Below are 19,440 nucleotides of genomic sequence, written 5' to 3'. Positions count from 1 at the left end.
TGTGGTTGTTCTGTTCCGGCGCCAGACCCACATAACCGTTCCGGTGGCCGTATACTCAGCCCCGGAAGTACTGACGAATCAAGGTTGCCGCGCCCTGTGTCTTGCCGGGGCGCGCGGCCGAAGGACGAGAGAAGAGATGGAAAAGGTTCCGATGACAGCGGGCGGCTTTGCCGCGCTCGGGGAAGAATTGAAGAAGCGCCAGTCCGAGGACCGTCCGCGCATCATCGAGCATATTGCGGAAGCGCGCTCGCACGGCGACCTGTCGGAGAACGCGGAATATCATGCCGCGAAGGAAGAGCAGTCCCACAATGAGGGCCGCATCGCCGAGCTTGAGGACAAGCTCGCGCGCGCCGACATCATCGATATTTCCAAGCTGTCGGGCGACACCATCAAGTTCGGCGCCACCGTGACGCTGGTCGACGAGGATACCGAGAAGAAGACGGTGTGGCAGATCGTCGGCGAGGTCGAGGCCGACGCCAAGAAGGGCCGCATCTCCATCACCTCGCCGCTCGCGCGCGCGCTGATCGGCAAGAAGAAGGGTTCAACCGTCGAGGTCAACGCCCCCGGCGGCGCCAAGGCGTATGAGATCACCAAGGTGGAGTGGCGGTAAGCATTTGCCGCCAAGCGCGATGATGTTTCGAAAAGGCCGCGCCCTGCGCGGCCTTTTTGTTTCGGGGTATTGCGAGAGCCGTGTGCCTCTCCCCGCAAGAACCGGGAGAGGGAGAAGGCTTACCTTCTTCCCTTCACATCAAGCGGCACGGCCGCCTCGTATTTCGAATTATGCAGCACCAGCGACGTCCGCACGTTGCGCACATGGGGCGCGGCGGTGAGGTGCGTCACGAAATCCTGGAAGGTGGCCATGTCCGGTGCGACGCATTTCAGGATGAAATCGACCTCGCCCGACAGCATCCAGCATTCCCGCACCAGGGGCTCGGCGCGGACGAACTCCTCGAAGGCGCGTAAATCCGCCTCAGCCTGGCTGGACAGGTGCACCGCGGCGAACACGGTGACGTCGAAGCCGAGCTTGCGGGCGTCGAGCAGGCCACGATAGCCGTGGATATAGCCCTCCTCCTCCAGCGCGCGGACGCGGCGGAGGCAAGGTGGCGGCGAGATGCCGACGCGCTTGGCCAGCTCGACATTCGTGATTCGACCGTCGGCCTGGACCTCGGTGAGAATTTTCAGGTCGATCTCGTCTAGGTTCCGCGACACGTGATTGGAACTCCTGGCCTTTGCGGCTGTATTGGTGGATTTGACGCAATCCTCATAGCCAGTCCGCAGCAATTGCGCAATTTTATTGCGCGTGCAGCGCAATCGACTTTTGTTCCCTGTTGGAAAAATCCGCCGACAGGGAATGCAATTCTTGCATAGCTCACCAGAAGGCTTAGATTAGCTCTGATATTTCAGCGCTTCCGCGAGGCCTCCCGGCACGTTCCGCACCCGCGCTGCAGATCCCCCGTGAAAGGCGTCCGTCAAAATGTCTGCCACTGTTCATGCAAAGGTCGTCATTATTGGCTCCGGCCCCGCCGGCTACACGGCGGCGATCTACGCTGCGCGCGCGATGCTCGAGCCGATCCTGATCCAGGGGATCCAGGCTGGCGGCCAGCTCACCATCACCACCGACGTCGAGAACTATCCGGGCTTCGCCGACGTGATCCAGGGCCCCTGGCTGATGGAGCAGATGGAGAAGCAGGCGGTCCATGTCGGCACCAAGATCGTCTCCGACCTGGTCACCAAGCTGGAGACTATGCAGCGGCCGTTCCGCCTCACCTGCGACAGCGGCGACGTCTATCTCGCCGACAGCGTCATCCTCGCCACCGGCGCACAGGCGCGCTGGCTCGGGCTCCCGTCGGAAACGAAATTCCAGGGCGGCGGCGTGTCGGCCTGCGCCACCTGCGACGGCTTCTTCTACCGCAACAAGGAAGTCGTGGTGGTCGGCGGCGGCAATACCGCGGTCGAGGAAGCCCTGTACCTCACCAACCATGCCTCGCAGGTCACCATCGTGCATCGTCGCGATCACTTCCGCGCCGAACGCATCCTGCAGGAGCGTCTGTTCAAGCACCCGAAGATCAAGGTGGTCTGGGACTCGGCTGTCGACGAGATCTGCGGCACCGAGAACCCGAACAAGGTCACCCATGTCCGCCTCAAGAACGTCAAGACCGGCGCGCTCACGAACGTGAAGACCGACGGTGTCTTCATCGCCATTGGACACGCGCCGGCGACCGAGCTCGTGAAGGACCAGGTCAAGCTGAAACGGTCGGGCTATGTCGAGGTTGCCCCGAACTCGACCGCCACCTCGGTGCCCGGCCTGTTCGCCGCCGGCGACGTCGCCGATGAGACCTATCGCCAAGCCGTGACGGCTGCCGGCCTCGGCTGCATGGCAGCTCTCGAAGCCGAACGTTTCCTGGCCCTGCGCGCCAGCGAGCGCGCTGCAGCGGAATAAAGATCATGCCTCGAACACGCGACGGATTTACGGATATGGATTGGGACAAGCTGAAGGTGTTTCACGCGGCGGCGGAAGCGGGCAGCTTCACGCATGCGGGCGAGCAGCTCGGCCTGTCGCAATCGGCGGTGTCCCGCCAAGTGTCGGCGCTGGAGCAGGAGCTCTCGGTCTCGCTGTTCCACCGCCACGCCCGCGGCCTGATCCTCACCGAGCAGGGCGACCTGCTCTTCCGCACCGCGCATGACGTGTTCATGCAGCTGCAGGCGGCGCGCGCCAAGCTGACCGACAGCCGCGAGCGGCCGAGCGGCGATCTCAAGATCACCACCACGCCCGGCGTCGGCATCAACTGGCTGATCCCGCGGCTCGGCGAATTCACTGCGCTCTATCCGGAAATCCGGATCTCGCTGATCGTCACCGACGAGGAGCTCGACCTGTCGATGCGCGAGGCGGACGTCGCGATCCGCACCCGCAAGCCGACGCAGCCGGATCTCATCCAGCGCAAGCTGTTCGCGATGGGCTTCCACGCCTATTGCTCGCCGGATTACATCAAGCGCTTCGGCACGCCGCGCACGCTCGAGGAGCTCGACTCCCACCGCATCATCACGCTCTCCGACGGCAACTTCGCGCCACATCTTCAGAACCGCAACTGGCTGGTCGAAGCCGGCCGCAACGGCTCTGGTCCGCGCGAGGCCTATTTCAGAGTGAACAACATCCTCGGCCTTGTCCGCGCCTGCCAGCAGGGCCTCGGCATCGCGGCGCTGCCGGACTATCTGATCGAAGAACAGAGCCGCCTGGTGCAGCTGTTCGGAGAATCGGATTCGATCCAGCTCGACACTTATTTCGTCTATCCCGAGGAGTTGAAGACGGTCGCGCGCGTGCAGGTGTTCCGCGACTTCGTGGTGAGCAAGGCGCAGCGCTGGCCTTCCTGATTTCCGCATGTCTGACATGCGACCTGAACGGTTGCTGCATGGCGCTCGGCAAGCCCATAATGTTTGCACGCTGAGCCTTCGCGTTGCGCATTTGTCCCCCTCCTCCAGTGGCGCGGGAGTTCAGTAATCCCTCTTGGAAGGTGATTGTGTCGGCCTCACGTGGCCAATACCTTAAGCCGGGCTCGCTTGAGCCCGGCTTTTTTTCTGTCCCATTCGGGTTTCACGTTCCGCGTGTATTGACAGTTCCACGTACACCCCGCATCATTTGCGAATGATCACGAAGTCGTGCGCAATCTCGTTCAAGGCAGTCGCCTCGAAAAAAGGCCCCCATCCGGGGACCTCGGATTTTTGCGCGCGCTAACACAGCTTCGTCATCGCAAGCAAATCCCGAAACCCCGCCGCCTGGACGGGGTTTTTTCATGTGCCCTCCGTCTCAGGTTTTTTCCCGAGAAGGAGATGGAACATGACCGGTCTACAAGATCATTTGCACGGACTCTGGCTGCCGCTGGTGACGCCGTTTCGCGACGGCGCTCTCGACGAGAGGTCGTTGCGGCGGCTGACGCGACATTACAGCGGACAGGCCGTCGACGGCTTCATCCTGGGGGCGACCTCAGGCGAGGGCATGACGCTGCGCGCGGCCGAGCTCGAGCGCCTCGTCGCCATCGTGCGCGACGAGATGGCGGCGGGGCGTCGCACGCTGCCGATCTGCCTCGGACTGTCGGGCGCGGACACTTCGCGGCTAAAGGAACGCCTCGACGAGACCGCGGACTGGCCGATCGACTGTTATCTGATCGCGAGCCCCTATTATGTGCGGCCCTCGCAGCGCGGGCTGCTGGCTCATTTCGAAGCCCTTGCCGATCACGCCGCGTGGCCGATCGCGCTCTACAACATCCCCTATCGCACCTCGGTCAACATCACCAACCAGACGCTGCTGCGGCTTGCCGAGCATCGGAACATCGTCGGGCTGAAGGATTGCGGCGCGAACCGCGAGCAATCCATCGCGCTCCTGCGCGACAGACCGAAGGGCTTTCGCGTGCTCACCGGCGAGGACGCGAACTACCTTGAGGCGCTCACCGACGGCGCCGACGGCGGCATCGTGCTGTCCGCCCATGTCGAGACCGCGACGTTTGCGGCCGTGTACGCCGAGGTGAAGCGAGGCAACACGACGCGGCGCAGGCGCGCTGGCACGAGGTCGCCGAGCTGACGCGCCTGTTGTTCACCGAGCCGAGCCCGGCGCCGGCGAAGTACTGGCTGTGGCGGTGCGGCCTCATCGACAGCCCCGAAGTGCGCCTGCCGATGGTCGAAGTGAGCAGCGAGCTCGCAGCCCAGATCGACCGCGAGATCGAGCGACGGATGAAAGTCGCGGCGTAGAGCTTCCACTTCCTTTCTTCACACGCATGCTGCCACCCCCTTCTCCCCGCGCGGGAGAGGGAACGCAGCATCGTGTCCGCTCGACACCATCTCAATCCGGAAAGAGATCGACCTATGGACATTCGTCAGTGGCGCGATGCGCTGAAGGCGGCATGGCAACGCGTTTCATATGCGAGCGAGTTATCCGACTGGCTGCGGCGCGATATCGGGTTGACCGCGGATGAGGTGAAATCGCGCGCGGACTACATCGACGAGATCAGAAGGAAATACAGTGAGTGGGTTTAGCGGCGGCGCGAGTCCTTCACCCTCCCCTGGAGGGGGAGGGTCGATCGCGCGAAGCGCGAGCGGGGTGCGGTGATCTCTCCACTCGGGCACTGTTGGCTGCGGAGGCACCGTCACCCCGCCCCGCTACGCATTTCGCTTCGCGCAATGCGTAGCGACCCTCCCCCTCCAGGGGAGGGTAAGAACATGCCCCGTAGTTCCCCCGCGCGAACGCGCGCACCGCGCCGGCATGGTTAATCCGTGGTAGCACCTGTGTTCGAATGCGCCCGAAATTGCGATCCGGAATGTTAAAACATCGCGGCTATCACTGGCGCCCATAAGCGAAGAAATCGCGGGGGCGTTTTGTGAATATCCAGAATGAAGTGGCGTCGCATTACGACGCCGGACAGCAGAGCTTTACCACCGAGGACATTCTCTGGGCCGCCGGCATCTGGTCGGTGATCCTGACGCTGTCGCCGGTCATCGTGTTCTACATGCTGATGGTGGCGTAACGCATCTCCACCGGGCCAAAACGCAAAACGCGCGGACTTCCGCGCGCTTTCCGTCCGGGGAATGATTTATGAAAATTATGCCGCCTGCTTGTGCATTGCGCCGGATGCCGACGCCGTGCCGCGAATAGCCTTCACTGAACGCTCGATCGCCGCCCACAGCCTTGCGATTTCCTGGGCCGCACGGCTCTCGGCCTGATACTCGCGCGCGCCTTCGCCGTGGCTGAGCGCCATCAGCAAATCCGAACGGTTGGTGATCTGGCCGCCCCACACCGGCGCGCGGAATTTCGCCAGCGCCTCGCGGGCGATGGTGACGATCGGGCTTTCGGACTCGTCGCGGCGCGCCGGCGCACCGTTGAGCACGACCGCGTAGGGCTTGCGCGCCGCGCGGCACATCTGGATGGTTTCCTGCACCGCGTTGACGTCGAACACGCCGGGACGCGCCGGAATGACCACCATGGTCGCGTTCTTGATCGCGTCGTCGACGACGGCCGAGAGATTCGGCGGCGTGTCGATCAACACCCATTCATAACCGTCGCGCTTGGCAGCGGAGACGATGCCGCTGACCGAGTTCACCGCAGCCTTGATCGGCGGCTCGTTGGTGCCGCGCAGCTTGTGCCACAGCGTGAGCGAGCCCTGCGGATCCGCGTCCACGAGCATCACCTGCTTGCTCGCCTTGATCTGCGCGGCGAGATGTGCGGCCAGGGTACTCTTGCCCGAGCCGCCTTTACGCGATGCAAAAACAATTACGTTCATACCTCTGGCCTCCAGATTGACCCCAGATCACGAAAATGAATCACCGCGCTGATTCGGGAAAGAAAAATTTACCGGCAGTTGCCTCAGAGCCACGAAATAACAAGACGTGTTGGCTTTTGAGTCACACTGCTTCGCGCGACCAGGATACCAATCGCAACGAAACGCCCTTCACGCCGGCAATCCCACGCTTTTTCGGCAGCAACGCGGGAAAAACGGAATGCAACCTCGCCGCGCAAACCCTCTCGCGACTCTTTTCCATCGAACGCGCTGGTAATTGTCGCAGGCGTCCGCACGGCGAGGCGAACAAAAGGAGTCCGGAGGCTGGCGCGCAGCTGATGCCGGCAACGCACATGCAGGGGAAGCCGACGCGACGGCGCTTCGCGCGTTTGCCCTGACATGACGAGCTTCAAAGAAAGAACGCAGGTCCCGCACTCAGCTTTCGCTGGATTTCTTCTTCTTGGCCGCCTTCTGCGAAGGCTTGGTGCTCTTCTTGGCCGTCGGCTTGCCGGCGCGGGCCTCGCCGGGCTCGGGTCCCTGGCGGAAGAACACTTTGCACTGCGGCGAGAGCTGCGATTTCTTCTGGATCATGCAGGCGGTGATGGCATCAACGTTCGGAACGAACTCGCCGCACAGCCGCATCGCGTCCGGCGAGCAGGCCTGCTGCTCCTCCTGCGTGTAGGCGAAGCCGGCGCCGGGATGGACCAGGACGGCGAGCGCAATGCCCGAGATCGCAGCAGCCAAGGATTTTTTAAAACGGAGCGCCGGCATCGATCCCCCCAAATGTCGAGTCAGAGGGAATAGTGGGTGAACGGCCGTTCGTTGGCAACGAGGCCTGAAGCGAAAACGGCCACCTGTGCGCTCCGGGCAACAGGCCGATCGGCCCGGCGGGGGCCCATCCCGGGCACGATGTCGCAATATCAGGCTAAGCCTTTGGCAGAGCTGGCGAGATCGGGACCGCGCGCGGCTTCAGCTTCCGTCCAGCCAAAAAACGCGAAAACAACCCCATGCACAGTAGCCAGGCCACGGCGGCCATTTACGGATTTTACGAAATCGATTTGACTCGTCGGGCAAAACAGCGGCATGATGGCATGATCGAGAACGTGGGGTGGTCGTGTGATGTCCCCGTGAGATGAGGGGCGCATGGCCACAGTGTTGATCGTCGCGCCGGTGTTCGCCCTGATCGCGGCCGGCTACGCGTCGGTGCTGTTTCGCTTCGTCTCGGAGACCGCGCACAAGGGCATCTCCGAGTTCGCCTTCAGCATCGCGATCCCGGCGCTGCTGTTCCGCACCATCGTCGTGTCGGAATTCCCCGATGTCAGCCCCTGGCGGATGTGGGGCGCCTATTACGGCGCGCTGGCCATCACCTGGATCGCGGCGCTGGCGCTCTCGGCATGCTTGCGCGAACGGCGCGAGGACCGCGAGGACGGCGTCGTGTTCGCGATCGGCTCGGTCTACGGCAACATCGTGATGCTCGGCATTCCCCTCGTGCTCTCGGCGCTCGGCAACGAGGCCGCAGGCCCGATGTCGCTGATCCTGTCGGTGAACACGCCGCTGCTCTGGCTCTGCGGCATCCTGCAGATGGAGCTTGTCAGCCGCAAGCGGACGGGCTCGGTCCTGTCGGTCATCCGCCCCGTGCTCGCGGATCTCGCGCGCAATCCGCTGATGCTGGCGATCGGTTTTGGCGTGGTCTGGCGCTTTACGGGACTCGGCCTCAACCCCGTCGTCGACAGGACGATCGAGTTGCTCGCACAGGCGGGATCGCCGGCGGCGCTGATCGCGCTCGGCATCAATCTGTTTCGGTTCGAGGTCAAAGGCGAGATGCTGAGCGTCGCCGCGATGAGCGCGCTGAAGCTGCTGGCGATGCCGGCGGCGGCGTTCGTGCTGGCCAAACTGCTCGGTTTGCCTCCGGTCGCAGCCGGCGTCATCGTGCTGTTCGCGGCGATGCCGACCGGCGCCAACGCGTACATCTTCGCGGCCCAGTATCAGCGGCTGGTGAACCCGGTGTCGGGGGCGGTGGCGCTGGGGACGTTGCTGGCGGCGGTGACGTTGCCGGTGGTGGTGGTGATCGTGGCGGGGGCGAGGTAGCCGCACGAGCGGTCACGCGGTCATCCCGGTTGATCCGTGCGAGGAGCTGACCTCCGCAAGCGCAGGATCAAACGTATCGCCAGCCAGAGCATCAGAATGACGATCGCGAATGCGGCAACCGGCGCAGCCAGGGCGAGAAGCGATACGAGGAGTGCACCGCCCAATTCGGCGGTCGCAACGGTTGAGTTGCCGAGGCCAGCCGTCAGGACCGTCGATTTGGCCCGCACGACCGCGGTGACGCCATGCACGATGCCGGCCGCGCCGCCGCCCGCGACGATGGCGGCCGTCCATTTCATCATCGGCGGAAGGTCTGCCATGGTCGCCGCTGACAGCATGGCTCCGGCGATCACCGCGACAGGCGCGGCGATGACATCGAGCACATTATCCACGCCGGGAATGAAATACGCACCAACCTCCAGGAGCGCGGCCACGCCAAGCATGAGCATTGCAGCAGGTGTTCCAAGCCACGCGAAACCGTCGCCCAAAGGAAGCGAACCCGAGTAAGCGGCCACGCTGGCAACCAGCATCGGCAGGAACACCCGGAAGCCCGTCGCGGCCGCAAGACCGACACCGAGCGCAATCGACAACGCGAGATCGGAGTTCGACATGAGATCCCCAACGATTGTTGCGCTCGAATTTCCTCGGGAAGGCTAGACGTGATGCGGCCGAGGTCATTGGGATGAGAACGGCCATCGACGCAGATCGCAATGCGTAATCAGGCTACATCGCGGAGGACGAGCAAACCAAGCCAGAAATGTTGACGCAGCCGATCACTCTGCGCAGTTCTCCGCTTCGAGTTCAAAGGCGAGCAGCATCGCAGTGATGGGCGCGCTCAAGCTGTTGGCGACGGCGGCAGTCGCGTTGCGTTCGACCGGAGTCCTCTGCTGCGACGCGAACTATCATTGCTACGGGACATGGAGTCGCCAACCTTCGACAAGGATGAGCGGAGCGCTAACCTTCAGTGTTCGACGAGATCACCTAGACTCGCACGTTCAAATCCTGACGAATGATCTGTTCCTCCCAGGACCGGCTTGAGCGAAGCGGGTCCAAAAAGACGACTCTGAACTCTCAGACAAGAATAGAGTGGTTTGAGAGATCGCCCGCCGACAACGTGCAGTAACTTGCCGCTACTTGCGGAGACGCGCAGGCCCAGCTTTGGATCAGCCAGAGAAAGCGCGGCTAAGCCCCCCGCAAGCTTCGCTGTAAGCACAAGGCTCGCCGCCGTATCTTGAGAGACAATGATCGTGGTGCAGCTTGACTCTTGAACCGCGTCTATGATGAACCAATCCTTTTGCCACTTGCCCTTCTCGTAGGCCTTGAGAACGCCTCTCTCTATAGCCGGCAAGTTCTTGAGTTGGCGTGCTCGTAAACCGCTTGCATGAAATACGAATGCACCTTCGGTCGAGAAATTAATCGCGACCTCGGCATTGGCAACGCCTACCAAGTCTGCCGCCGCCTTGGTTTCCACCTTCGTGCCTCTTGCCGAGGTATATTGCACGCTTTGTGCAGGACCTGGATCACTTGCTTCGCAAACAACGTCGATCTCGGCCAGTGACGAGAGCCGCCGGAAACGTCCGTCGACCATGGTGCCTACATCGCCGATATCAATCGGATCCCCCGGCAACCAAGTCGCGAAGAACCCGAGATTCGTATGCATTTCAGTTTGGTACGTCTTTACGGGGCTCGCCATTTTTCTAACTCTGCCGTTGCCTAAGATACAGAATGTCCACAACGTGCCGAACGCGGATATCGTCTCTCTTAATCGTCCGCTCCGCTGCCAGCCTTGCCGTTGCAAAGTCGAGAAGCTTGTCGCAACGATCTTGTTCAAGTTCGTCTGCCACAGGAGCGTCCGCCTCGACTGCACCTGTCGGCTCAAAGAACAACGCATCTCCAAGGCTCAACGCACGGCGGAGATCCCCGAGTTGGGAGTTGCGCCATGCGGGCTCGCTGAAGCCACGCGCCCCAACCAAAGCATGCGCAAAGCCGTCACCGTCCACGATGACGATGATTGGCGCTTGGCCAGCGGCCTCGATTAAACTCGCGAAAAGGCATGCCAAGTCTAAGCAGTTTGCTGTGCGGTGAGTCTCGATCTGCAAAGGACTTCGCACGATCTGAACGCTGGGTTCTGGACCTTTTGGCTCGAGTTCAAATCCAAACCGGTGGCGACGGATTCCATCGTATATGTGCCGGCAGATTTGCATCATCGCCTCACGCCCACGCGCATTGGCAAAGGAAGCTCCATATGCACGGCGAGCGCGGTTTACCTCGTCTTGGATGAAGGCTAGATCCGGACGGACATGTGACAAGATCGCCCCACCGTCGTCGACATCCCAGAGGTTTTCAGGACGATGGCGCCAGCGCATCGTTCCAATGGCACGAGCGGCATCGGTTGCGCCTAATCCTTGGGCGATCTCGACAGGCCGCACGAGCCCCTCGCGATAGCTAGATACCTGACGCTCGAGCTCTACCAGCATCTCTCCGCGATCCCGCCAGTGAATCGTACCGGAAATGGTCGGTGCACATTGATCCGCGGTTGGAGAGTGCTGCAAGCGAATCGAAGGTATGCAATGGGCGTGCGCAAGTGCCAGCGCCAAGTGAGTGTCGGATAACCTCTCGCCAAGTAGGAATATGCAAAGCTCCGAACGCCAGATCGCTTCGAGAAGGCGGATGTCATCAAGACCTCGATCATTGAACTTGCCGATCAACGGCGTAACGCGGAAATTATGTCGCCGGAGTATCTCAACTACGTCTCGAGCCGCGTCCCTCAGCGTCCCAGTGCCCGCCGCAACCACAATTGCTTCTTTGGATAATTGCCGCTCAGGTCTCACTGTGGTTTCAAGCGCAAGCCTAAATGCTCTTATAGCCTCATCATGTTGGCCTGCAGCCTCCGCCGGCTCATCAGCCTTGAATGAAACGGCATCCTCAGGAAATTCGAGTTGATGGTGACGAAGGACCCGTTCATCGACGAAGAGCAGGCGAGGGACACGCGCGCGACGGGCGAGGTCCAGCTCCCTACCGATGTAAGGTGAGTAACCACCTAGGTCCGCGTCGGTGGGTCGACAGGGAATGACCGAGATGAAGCCCCCCATCTCGGAGAGGTAGCGTTCAAGTTTCGCGACGCACCAGATGTCAGTCTTTTGGTCCGCTCGTAACGGGAGATCCTCGTTCGCGAACTTGTCGATGAAGTACCCGTTGACCGCAACGTCGCGGTAGCTGTGGCTAAAGTAAACTTGCATCAATAAGAAGCCCTACTTCGATATCGAGGGGCTTGAGGCCATAGAGAACAAATTCAGAGCGGCCGAATGTCTTGCCACCTTGGAATGATCGCCTTTTTCCTCTCGATTGAGGAAGACCGCAATACTGGTTGATGGGTGGCTGGTTGGCAAGGAAAGGTAGCGAAAGGAGCCAGAGGCCAAATCGACCTACTGGGCGCGGCCGAGAACCACACTGAGTTACGATGTCGGGCCGGCCAAGGGACTATTGGTACAGTTGGGTGGGTACTGCCGCCGCTCAACTTTGTCTTTGATAAACCTAGCTTTTTTGCTCGCCAAAGATCGGCTTTTGTAGCGTGTTTTTGTATTCTTGAGAAGCTCGACGTAGCCGGAGCACGACTGGCACTGAAGCTTCACGACCATCTAATAGGGAAGGCACTTGCCTGCTGTGCGCCGGCTCCCAGAGCTTCTTAGAGCTGGCCCCGCAAATTCGGACAGTAGCTTGAGTGGATTTTCTGCCTGACAGCGGCGAGGATTCTTGCTGCGAATCAGGAGCGAAGATGACGAAGAAGAGCCGCCGGACGCATTCTCCGGCATTCAAGGCGAAGGTTGCTTTGGCTGCGGTCAAAGGCGACAAGACACTGGCGGAGCTGGCGCAACTGTTTGATGTTCATCCGAACCAGATCACGATCTGGAAAAACCAGCTCCTGGAAGGCGCCGCCGGCGTGTTTGGGCATGACAAGACATCGGCCGAGACGCCGGTCGATTTGAAGGCGTTACATGCCAAGATCGGCGAGCTGGCGTTGGAAAACGATTTTTTGTCCGGCGCGCTCACCAAGGCGGGCCTGCTGAGCGCAAAGCGATGATCGACCGCGATCATGATCTTTCTATCGTGCGCCAGGCGAAGGTCCTGAAGCTGGCTCGCAGCACGGTCTACTATGAACCTCGGCCAGTTTCGGCCGAGGACCTTGCCTTGATGCGTCGGCTCGATGAGCTGCATCTCGATTATCCCTTCGCGGGAGCGCGTATGCTGCGATCGTTGCTGCGGCGGGAGGGCGTATACGCCGGTCGCCGCCACATCGCGACGCTGATGAAGCGCATGCGGATCGAGGCGGTCTATCGTCGCCCGAACACGAGCAAGCCGGCTCCGGGTCACAAGATCTACCCGTACCTGTTGCGCGGATTGAAGATCGAGCGGCCCGACCATGCGTGGGCAATGGACATCACCTACATTCCGATGCGGCGTGGCTTCGTCTATCTCGCGGCGGTCGTCGATGTGTTCAGCCGACGGGTCCTGGCCCATCGCGTCTCGATCACAATGGAGGCGGCCTTCTGCGTCGAAGCGGTCCAGGAGGCGTTGGCGAAGCACGGCAGGCCCGAGATTTTCAACACGGATCAGGGCAGCCAGTTCACCAGCCTCGAGTTCACCGATGTGCTGCTGGACGCGAAGATCGCCATCAGCATGGACGGCAAGGGCGCCTGGCGCGACAACGTGTTTGTCGAGCGGCTCTGGCGCACGGTCAAATACGAAGAAGTATATCTCCGCGCCTACGACAGCGTGTCCGAGGCGCGAGCGTCAATTGCCAAGTATCTGGCCTTCTACAATCAGGGACGCCCTCACTCGAGCCTTGACGGGCGCACGCCCGACGAGGCTTACTTCGGCACGCAAGCTATGGTGATGGCCGCATGACCGTCGCCGACGGTTTTGTCGTCGCTCTGGTCGGGCTACGCCCTCCCGACGCAACGACAAAACCGTAAAGCCCCGCGTTCAGCATAACCCGGCAGGAATCCACTTAAATCCAGCGGGGCGCTGTCCAAACAACCGGGGCCAGCTCTGTTTCACGTGTGAACGGGGGAAAGGGGGGCGGCTCTCGGACATTTGGGGCTCCATTGGCGAGATTAACTAGAGACCTTCACAACAGTTACTCTAGTGGCATCAGGGCGGCCGTCGAGAACCGACCTTGCAAATTTGCACGATCCTTTTTGACGCACCCTGTTACCACATTGTCCCGACTTGTCGTCGGGCACGGTGTGCAATCAAGAAGCTTCTCTGGCAGCTAAGCGGAGCCATCCTTCAGCACGTGCATTTAACAAACTGCCTGTTTTTCCCGGTGTATCACAACCACGTGCACGAAATTCTTTGGTGAGCCCACGAAACACAGTGGAAACAGGCCAGGCCTAACGCTCCCCGCTTGGAGTTGAAGAGGGGGAGTTCCAAATGACGATTTTCGAAGTGATTGCTGTCGCACTTTCCGCCGGCGTTCTGCTTTCGACATATGCCTCAGACCTGGGCGCTGACGTTGTCCTAGCGATTGTCTCCTGCCTTACGTGATGAGAAGGCCCGCCAGCGTGAACCGGCGAGCGCAGTCACAAACCTGTGGCACGCCCATTGCAAAATTAGCGCTAACTGGGATTTCAGTGCTCAGTTTGAGAATGAGGCGCTGCCGGGACATGTATTTCGAGCTCGGCAGCGTTCTATTTTGAGACTAGTGGGACAGCCAGCCATGCGTCATCATCCACTGGTGGGCTCCCGGGAGTGCTAGGCCCGCCAGGGTGCACTGGTGGCCCCTGAAACCTTCCTAGGTTTCGTGCGTAGGACCTATATCCGAGGTTTTTGTTAGGTCCCATCTCGGGGCTGGAAATGAACACCGCCGCCGGGACATGTATTTGAGCCCGGTGGCGTATTTCCTTCTCTGCTTCCTTCTTCTCCTAGCATGCCGTCAGTCGCTCCCAGTCACGCTTCCTGTGCGTTCAGCGCCGCCGCTTCATGCTGCCCCCTGCTTGAACCCGGCTCCTACGCCCGACTCTACTCGGATCTGCTCCTAGATGCCGGCGCCGGTGAAGGCGGCGAAGGTGTCGCGAACACGCGCGGACATAGCCGACCAAGATCCCGCCGTCTCGATGAAGCTGCCGAAACCAGGCCCTGTCGCTGCACCTCATGCAGGCTGGTCGCCAACGACTTTGGACAGGCTGGCCGTGCCTGGCGCGAAGCCGACCTTGAGACTACGAATCTCGAAACCGTCATTCAAGATCTCCTCGTCGGCGATATTGCAGGTCGATGGTCGTCGCCGTCAACATGGAGAGCGCTGGTCCGAGAGGGATGTTGCATCGCTGCAATCTGCAACTGAGCGACGTCCCGTCGTATCTCAGGAGTTCATAAGCCTGCGCCTCGTATAGCGATGGCCTTCCAACGGAAAAAGCTGGAAGCGCATGGCATCAAGGCGCCGTTTCCCGTTTCGTGCAGCCGGCACTCGCCTCCGCGATCGAGCGATGGATTCACGAAATCAAGTTCGACGGCTATCGGGCGCAGGTCCAGATGCCCACGAAGTCGTCAAGGTCTTCACGCGGTGCGGCCACGGGCTGGACCTGTCGCATCCCTAGCCGCTTGCGCCGTCGGCCGATCGCGACCATGGTAACGAAGAGGAGCGCTCTCAAACAAACAAAAAGTCATTCGCCGTCATCAAGTCGGTGAAGTTTGCAAGCGTTACCTGATCAGCTCCCGCCATGATAATGGTGCTAGTTCCGCTCTGGGTGATGACAAGGTCACCAAACGAGTGCACACCCGAAACGTCAATGAAAGCGATCCTATCATCCTGGCATTGGCTGAAATCTTGGATGAGATTGTTGGCTCCAACAGTCATTAGACCATTGTCCTTGAATACAAACGTATCGGAACCTCCATGAGCATTACCGCTCAGTTCACCATCTCCCCACATCTCATTGCTGACTGTGCAACCTTGCCCAGCCGTCCCCGCGTATAGGACATCGCTGCCGCCCTTAGCACGACCTGAAATTTGCGCCGCATCGCCCCATAAGAAGTTGTCGACCCGGCCGCTGTCAACGGCGTGGCCCCCGAAGATAAGATCATCGCCTCCTTGGGTCGCCCCGCCCATGACTTGCGCGTCTCCATAGAGCTGGCTCACAACATCCGTCAACGAACTGTCGCCGCCGCTGAGACTGTCATTACCTCCGCTGGTAGCGTCGAGCATCGTAACAGCATCGCCAACGGCGAAGTTCTTGGTACCCTGCAACGTCGCAAGGTCGTTCCCGCCTTGCGCATGGCCGGACATTGTGGCGCCGGCGTCCCCGTAAAAAGACACCGTGGAGCCGCCCTCGTTTATGAAAGTATCGTTGCCACCCTTGGCAAAGCCGGAGATGTCACCGCCGGCATCGCCATAGAAGGTCTTTGACATGATCGCCCCACCGGAGCCCGTGAAACGGTCGTCGCCTCCCTCAGCATGGCCGGACATGTTGCCTCCGGCATCACCGTAGAACACCTGCGTTGCGAACAAGGCCCCGTTGAAGGTGTCGTTGCCACCTTTGCTGTGGCCGGTCATGTCACCGCCGGCATCCCCGTAGAATGTGTTGCCTGAGTCCGTTCTGGCGGTGAATGAGTCATCGCCGCCCTGGGCGTGACCGGACATGTTGCTTCCGCTATCACCAAAAAAGATGTTTCCAGCCTGCCTAGAGCCCTGAAAGCTGTCGTCCCCGCCCTTGCTATGGCCAGACATGTCGCCGCCCGCGTCACCGTAAAAGGTGTGGGTGCCGCCCTGTACCGTCTGGGTTATGAAACTGTCATCGCCGCCCTGAGCATGACCCGACATGGCGCCGCCAGCGTCGCCGAAGAACGTATTGATTTGCTGTCTGCCGGTACCACTCAAGAAGGTATCGTTGCCGCCCTTACTTTGGTCCGACATGTCGGCACCCGCGTCGCCGTAGGCAGTGACACTGGTCGCGGTGAGTCCGTTAAAAATGTCATCGCCGCCCTGAGCAGAATCGAAAATGCTGCCGACCACGTCCCCATAGAATGTGTAGTTGGAAGGTCCGATTTCATCGAAAGTGTCGTTCCCTCCCTTCGAGAAGTCGAACATGCTGCCACCAGCATCACCGAACGAGGTCGGTGCGCCTGGGGTGCCTATCAGGTTGTCGTCGGTGCCGAATTGATGATTGACCAGGTCACCCGGGGTAAGCGGAACAGGCTGCCTGCGCATCGGAAGTCCTCCTCGGCTGCATCCAATACAATCTTAGGCTGTTTCGTCAGGCCAGCGAACCAACTATAGTGGGTACATCCTTTAAGCCATCCCGTCCTAGAGGCCGAAGACGTCGCGTCTCGCTTCATCTAACCGGGATGAGGTAGGGGCGGCTAGATCCGCTTTGGGTCACACGGCGACATGCCGAGATCTCGCCACGTGACAACTACATGCCGTAGCTTGCTCTTCCTGGTGCGGCTCCGAGACCCATCAGCGCCACCCAGCACTGCACCTTGGAGTACACGAACTGCTGTTGTCCACCGCGCACCTCCCAGATGCCATCGTCGGCTCGCTCCCAGTTGCTCGCCACCCAGTCCAGCATCTTGCGCACGTGGCGCCAGGAGTCATAGGCGATCGGCGTCCCGTACTTGTCGTACAGGTAAACCGCATCCATCAGTTCGCCATAGATGTCCAGCTGCAGCTGGTCGGCAGCGGCGTTACCGACTCGCACTGGACGCGACCCGCGGTAGCCATCGAGGTGGTCGAGGATCTCCTCGGGCAGCTCGCGGCCACCGTCGATGCGATACATAGTCTGCAACGGGTCGCCCCGGGCGCCCTCGACGGCCCGCTGCTCCAACCAGGCCATGAACTGCTCCGTCTCCGACGTCAGCCCCAGGCGCAGGAAGGCGTAATTGGTGAAAGCGGCGTCGCGCACCCAAGTATAACGATAGTCCCAGTTGCGCACCCCGCCGATCTCCTCCGGCAGCCCGCAGGTCGGCGCCGCCACGATCGCGCCGGTCGGCGCGAACGTCAGCAGCTTCAACACCAGCGCCGAGCGGTGGACCATCTCCCGCCAGCGACCTGAATAGCTGCACTTCCTCAGCCACTGCCGCCAAAAAGCCAGGGTCTGCGTCAGCGCCTCCGTGCCGACCAGCCGCGCCTCGAGCAGGACCCCATCATGAACGCTGCCGTGGCCGTTCTCCTCCACCTGGCGGAGGATGAACGTGGTCGTCTCGCCGGGGTTGAGGACGAACTCGGCAGCGACGCCGTCGCCTTGCCGACCAAGCGGGAAGCGGCTGACCAGCGAGACTTTCATGCCTTGCGCCTCGAAGATCGCTCCCCAGCCCTCCAGGATGACCTGATGGGGCCGGCGGGCGAAATCGAAAGCCGGCCGGCAGTCGAGGCGGAAACGGACAGACCCGCGAACCGCTCGCACTACTCGGACGATCTGGTGGATTTTTCTGATCTCGCACGGGCCCTGGACCGGCATGAAGTCCACGACTTCACCGACGCCCTGGTCGCTAAGAAAGCGCGTCACCAGGACGTTGCTGTCAGGCATGTACATCTGTTTGTGCTGCGCCTCGTAGAGACTAGCGATGCGGAATGAGCCCCCTTTCTGATCGTCGAGGATCGCCGCGAAAACGCTTGGCGAGTCAAAGTGCGGCAGGCAACACCAGTCGATGGACCCGTCGATGCCAACCAGGGCAACGGTGTGCAGGTCGCCGATGACGCCGTAGGACTCGATCGGCTTGTAGCCCATGATCTCGTCTCCTCCTCGCTCGACGCTGATCGAGCCCCACGATCATCAATCCCTTGAGGCAGCGAAACGACACAACGATATTCGTCTTTTGCTCGCAATTTCGCGCGCGGCCCTCGCCAGTAACATTTCTTAACTTCCGAACCAGCTGAAATGGACGAAGAACGTCGTTTGCATCCAGATCAACTGCTCCGCACTTTCAATAGCTCGACAGGCGAAGGTCGCCGGTCCCGATTATCGGCAGCCCCGTGGCACGAACGTGCCAGTTTCGATGTTGATGTACCACCAATCCTAGCACGTCCCGCGTGAGCTCGCCGAGGCTCTTGCGAGAGCCGGCGACGAACTAGGAGTTTCGCTCAAGTCCTGGAGTGCTGCCTAGAAGTAACTTTCGCACTTTCGTCTCAGACGCAGTATGCGCCAATCTCAATCAGAATTCGGATCGCCTCCGCCGACCGTGGCATTCAGCGCTCCTTCCTAAGGCGGGCCGGTTCAAAGAACTCCGGCGCCATAGTGGAACATGCCTAAGCGAATAGGTCAGCGTTTCAGACGCACATCCGTTCGAGTGCCGAACTGTCATAACGCGAGCGGGATCGTTGCTTCTCCGAAGAAGTCGCGCTACCAGTGGGCATGTATGCGCACGGACCTTGAAGGCGTTGACGATAAAGATGCCTTCCTTCGAAGTGTCCCGAGTTCGGTTCTTACCGCACGCGGTGGCAGGCCGAAGCTGAAGGGGCGAGACCATGAGCGCCGTCCTTCCGATCATTTGCCTCGCAAGGCATGGCGAGACGGCGTGGAGCCTCTCAGGCCAGCATACAGGCCTCACAGACTTGCCTCTCACTGAGCGCGGCGAACTCAATGCGCAGAGTTTGGGCGCGCGGTTGCTGGGTTTCACTTTCGCAAAAGTGTTCACAAGCCCCCTGAAGCGAGCGGTCCGGACGTCGGAGTTAGCTGGTTTCGGAGTCGAGGCGGAGCCCGACTGCGATCTGCTGGAATGGAATTACGGCCAATACGAGGGGCGTCGCACAAAGGAAATCCATGAAGAGCGTCCAGGCTGGCAATTGTTTCGCGACGGCTGTCCAGGAGGAGAAGCACCGAATCAAGTCGGCGCCCGGGCTGATCGCATTGTGGAGCGTGTTCGCAACGTCCCAGGTGACGTGTTATTGTTTTCGAGCGGACATTTTCTCCGAGTTTTGACAGCACGCTGGTTAGGCCTCGATGCGGAGGCCGGACGACTCTTTACGCTCGACACTGCAAGCCTGAGCATACTCGGGTACGAACACGATCAGTCAGAGCCAGCGGTCCGACTGTGGAATGACACCGGGCACGTCGAAGGTCGGTTCCCACCAGCCTTCGCGCACTGAGATGGAAGT

At 60.8% G+C, this 19,440-nt stretch carries 16 protein-coding genes and 1 pseudogene; 9 read left to right on the top strand and 8 right to left on the bottom strand.

What is annotated here, in order from left to right; genetic code table 11:
• The first annotated feature begins 136 nt into the window (after positions 1-136).
• Entirely contained in the window at positions 137-610 is a 474-nt protein-coding gene (gene greA, locus J4G43_RS10670; RefSeq protein WP_007596674.1) for a transcription elongation factor GreA, read from the top strand.
• A gap of 119 nt (positions 611-729) precedes the next feature.
• Here greA and J4G43_RS10665 read toward each other — a convergent pair whose 3' ends face one another.
• Complete coding sequence (locus J4G43_RS10665) at positions 730-1,209, bottom strand: Lrp/AsnC family transcriptional regulator (protein WP_028150670.1); 480 nt, start codon at positions 1,207-1,209, stop codon at positions 730-732.
• A gap of 265 nt (positions 1,210-1,474) precedes the next feature.
• Here J4G43_RS10665 and trxB point away from each other — a divergent pair, with 265 nt between their 5' ends.
• From trxB to J4G43_RS10640, 5 genes and pseudogenes are all read left to right on the top strand, one after another.
• On the top strand, positions 1,475-2,440 hold the full coding sequence (gene trxB, locus J4G43_RS10660; RefSeq protein WP_063985507.1) for a thioredoxin-disulfide reductase: 966 nt from the start codon (positions 1,475-1,477) through the stop codon (positions 2,438-2,440).
• Positions 2,441-2,445: 5 nt separating this feature from the next.
• Entirely contained in the window at positions 2,446-3,369 is a 924-nt protein-coding gene (locus tag J4G43_RS10655) for a LysR family transcriptional regulator (protein ID WP_027534296.1), read from the top strand.
• A gap of 463 nt (positions 3,370-3,832) precedes the next feature.
• Positions 3,833-4,740, top strand: a pseudogene (locus J4G43_RS10650) (4-hydroxy-tetrahydrodipicolinate synthase family protein).
• Between the two features lie 114 nt (positions 4,741-4,854).
• A complete protein-coding gene (locus tag J4G43_RS10645; RefSeq protein ID WP_155257868.1) occupies positions 4,855-5,025 on the top strand; it encodes a hypothetical protein in 171 nt (56 codons plus the stop codon).
• A 341-nt stretch (positions 5,026-5,366) separates the two neighbouring features.
• Positions 5,367-5,513 (top strand): hypothetical protein, encoded by a 147-nt coding sequence (locus J4G43_RS10640; RefSeq protein ID WP_014492080.1) that lies wholly within the window; start codon positions 5,367-5,369, stop codon positions 5,511-5,513.
• 75 nt (positions 5,514-5,588) lie between these two features.
• Here the strand turns inward: J4G43_RS10640 and J4G43_RS10635 are convergent, their stop codons facing one another.
• Both J4G43_RS10635 and J4G43_RS10630 read right to left on the bottom strand, forming a co-directional pair.
• Positions 5,589-6,266, bottom strand: a complete 678-nt coding sequence (locus J4G43_RS10635) for a ParA family protein (protein ID WP_028150667.1) — start codon at positions 6,264-6,266, stop codon at positions 5,589-5,591.
• Positions 6,267-6,698: 432 nt separating this feature from the next.
• The gene (locus J4G43_RS10630) at positions 6,699-7,034 is read right to left on the bottom strand and encodes a hypothetical protein (RefSeq protein ID WP_085400415.1); all 336 of its coding nucleotides are present in this window, start codon (positions 7,032-7,034) and stop codon (positions 6,699-6,701) included.
• 372 nt (positions 7,035-7,406) lie between these two features.
• Here J4G43_RS10630 and J4G43_RS10625 point away from each other — a divergent pair, with 372 nt between their 5' ends.
• A complete protein-coding gene (locus J4G43_RS10625) occupies positions 7,407-8,351 on the top strand; it encodes an AEC family transporter (protein ID WP_208084753.1) in 945 nt (314 codons plus the stop codon).
• A 20-nt stretch (positions 8,352-8,371) separates the two neighbouring features.
• Here the strand turns inward: J4G43_RS10625 and J4G43_RS10620 are convergent, their stop codons facing one another.
• The 3 genes from J4G43_RS10620 to J4G43_RS10610 form a co-directional block, all read right to left on the bottom strand.
• Complete coding sequence (locus J4G43_RS10620) at positions 8,372-8,938, bottom strand: DUF4126 domain-containing protein (RefSeq protein ID WP_225004789.1); 567 nt, start codon at positions 8,936-8,938, stop codon at positions 8,372-8,374.
• A gap of 371 nt (positions 8,939-9,309) precedes the next feature.
• Positions 9,310-10,041, bottom strand: a complete 732-nt coding sequence (locus J4G43_RS10615; protein ID WP_208084751.1) for a hypothetical protein — start codon at positions 10,039-10,041, stop codon at positions 9,310-9,312.
• A 4-nt stretch (positions 10,042-10,045) separates the two neighbouring features.
• The gene (locus tag J4G43_RS10610) at positions 10,046-11,587 is read right to left on the bottom strand and encodes a hypothetical protein (RefSeq protein WP_208084750.1); all 1,542 of its coding nucleotides are present in this window, start codon (positions 11,585-11,587) and stop codon (positions 10,046-10,048) included.
• A gap of 536 nt (positions 11,588-12,123) precedes the next feature.
• On the opposite strand from J4G43_RS10610, the gene J4G43_RS10605 reads away from it, so the two are divergent.
• A protein-coding gene (locus tag J4G43_RS10605) for an IS3-like element ISRj2 family transposase (protein WP_085967151.1) occupies positions 12,124-13,253 on the top strand; the annotation gives its coding sequence in 2 pieces (ribosomal slippage) (positions 12,124-12,376 and positions 12,376-13,253; 1,131 coding nt in all).
• A 1,741-nt stretch (positions 13,254-14,994) separates the two neighbouring features.
• On the opposite strand, the gene J4G43_RS10600 is transcribed toward J4G43_RS10605, so the two are convergent.
• Together J4G43_RS10600 and J4G43_RS10595 are read right to left on the bottom strand one after the other, a co-directional pair.
• Entirely contained in the window at positions 14,995-16,554 is a 1,560-nt protein-coding gene (locus tag J4G43_RS10600) for a hypothetical protein (RefSeq protein ID WP_208084749.1), read from the bottom strand.
• Positions 16,555-16,759: 205 nt separating this feature from the next.
• Positions 16,760-18,073: a glycoside hydrolase family 15 protein gene (locus J4G43_RS10595; protein WP_208084748.1), complete on the bottom strand. Its 1,314-nt coding sequence runs from the start codon at positions 18,071-18,073 to the stop codon at positions 16,760-16,762.
• Positions 18,074-18,810: 737 nt separating this feature from the next.
• Between J4G43_RS10595 and J4G43_RS10590 the strand changes: the two genes are divergently transcribed.
• Entirely contained in the window at positions 18,811-19,431 is a 621-nt protein-coding gene (locus J4G43_RS10590) for a histidine phosphatase family protein (RefSeq protein ID WP_208084747.1), read from the top strand.
• The last annotated feature ends 9 nt before the right edge of the window (positions 19,432-19,440 follow it).

Origin of the sequence: Bradyrhizobium barranii subsp. barranii, assembly GCF_017565645.3 — a bacterium.
Taxonomy (GTDB): Bacteria; Pseudomonadota; Alphaproteobacteria; order Rhizobiales; family Xanthobacteraceae; genus Bradyrhizobium; species Bradyrhizobium barranii.
The sequence above is the reverse complement of the archived record's forward strand: the minus strand, read 5'-3'. Positions and strand labels throughout refer to the sequence as shown.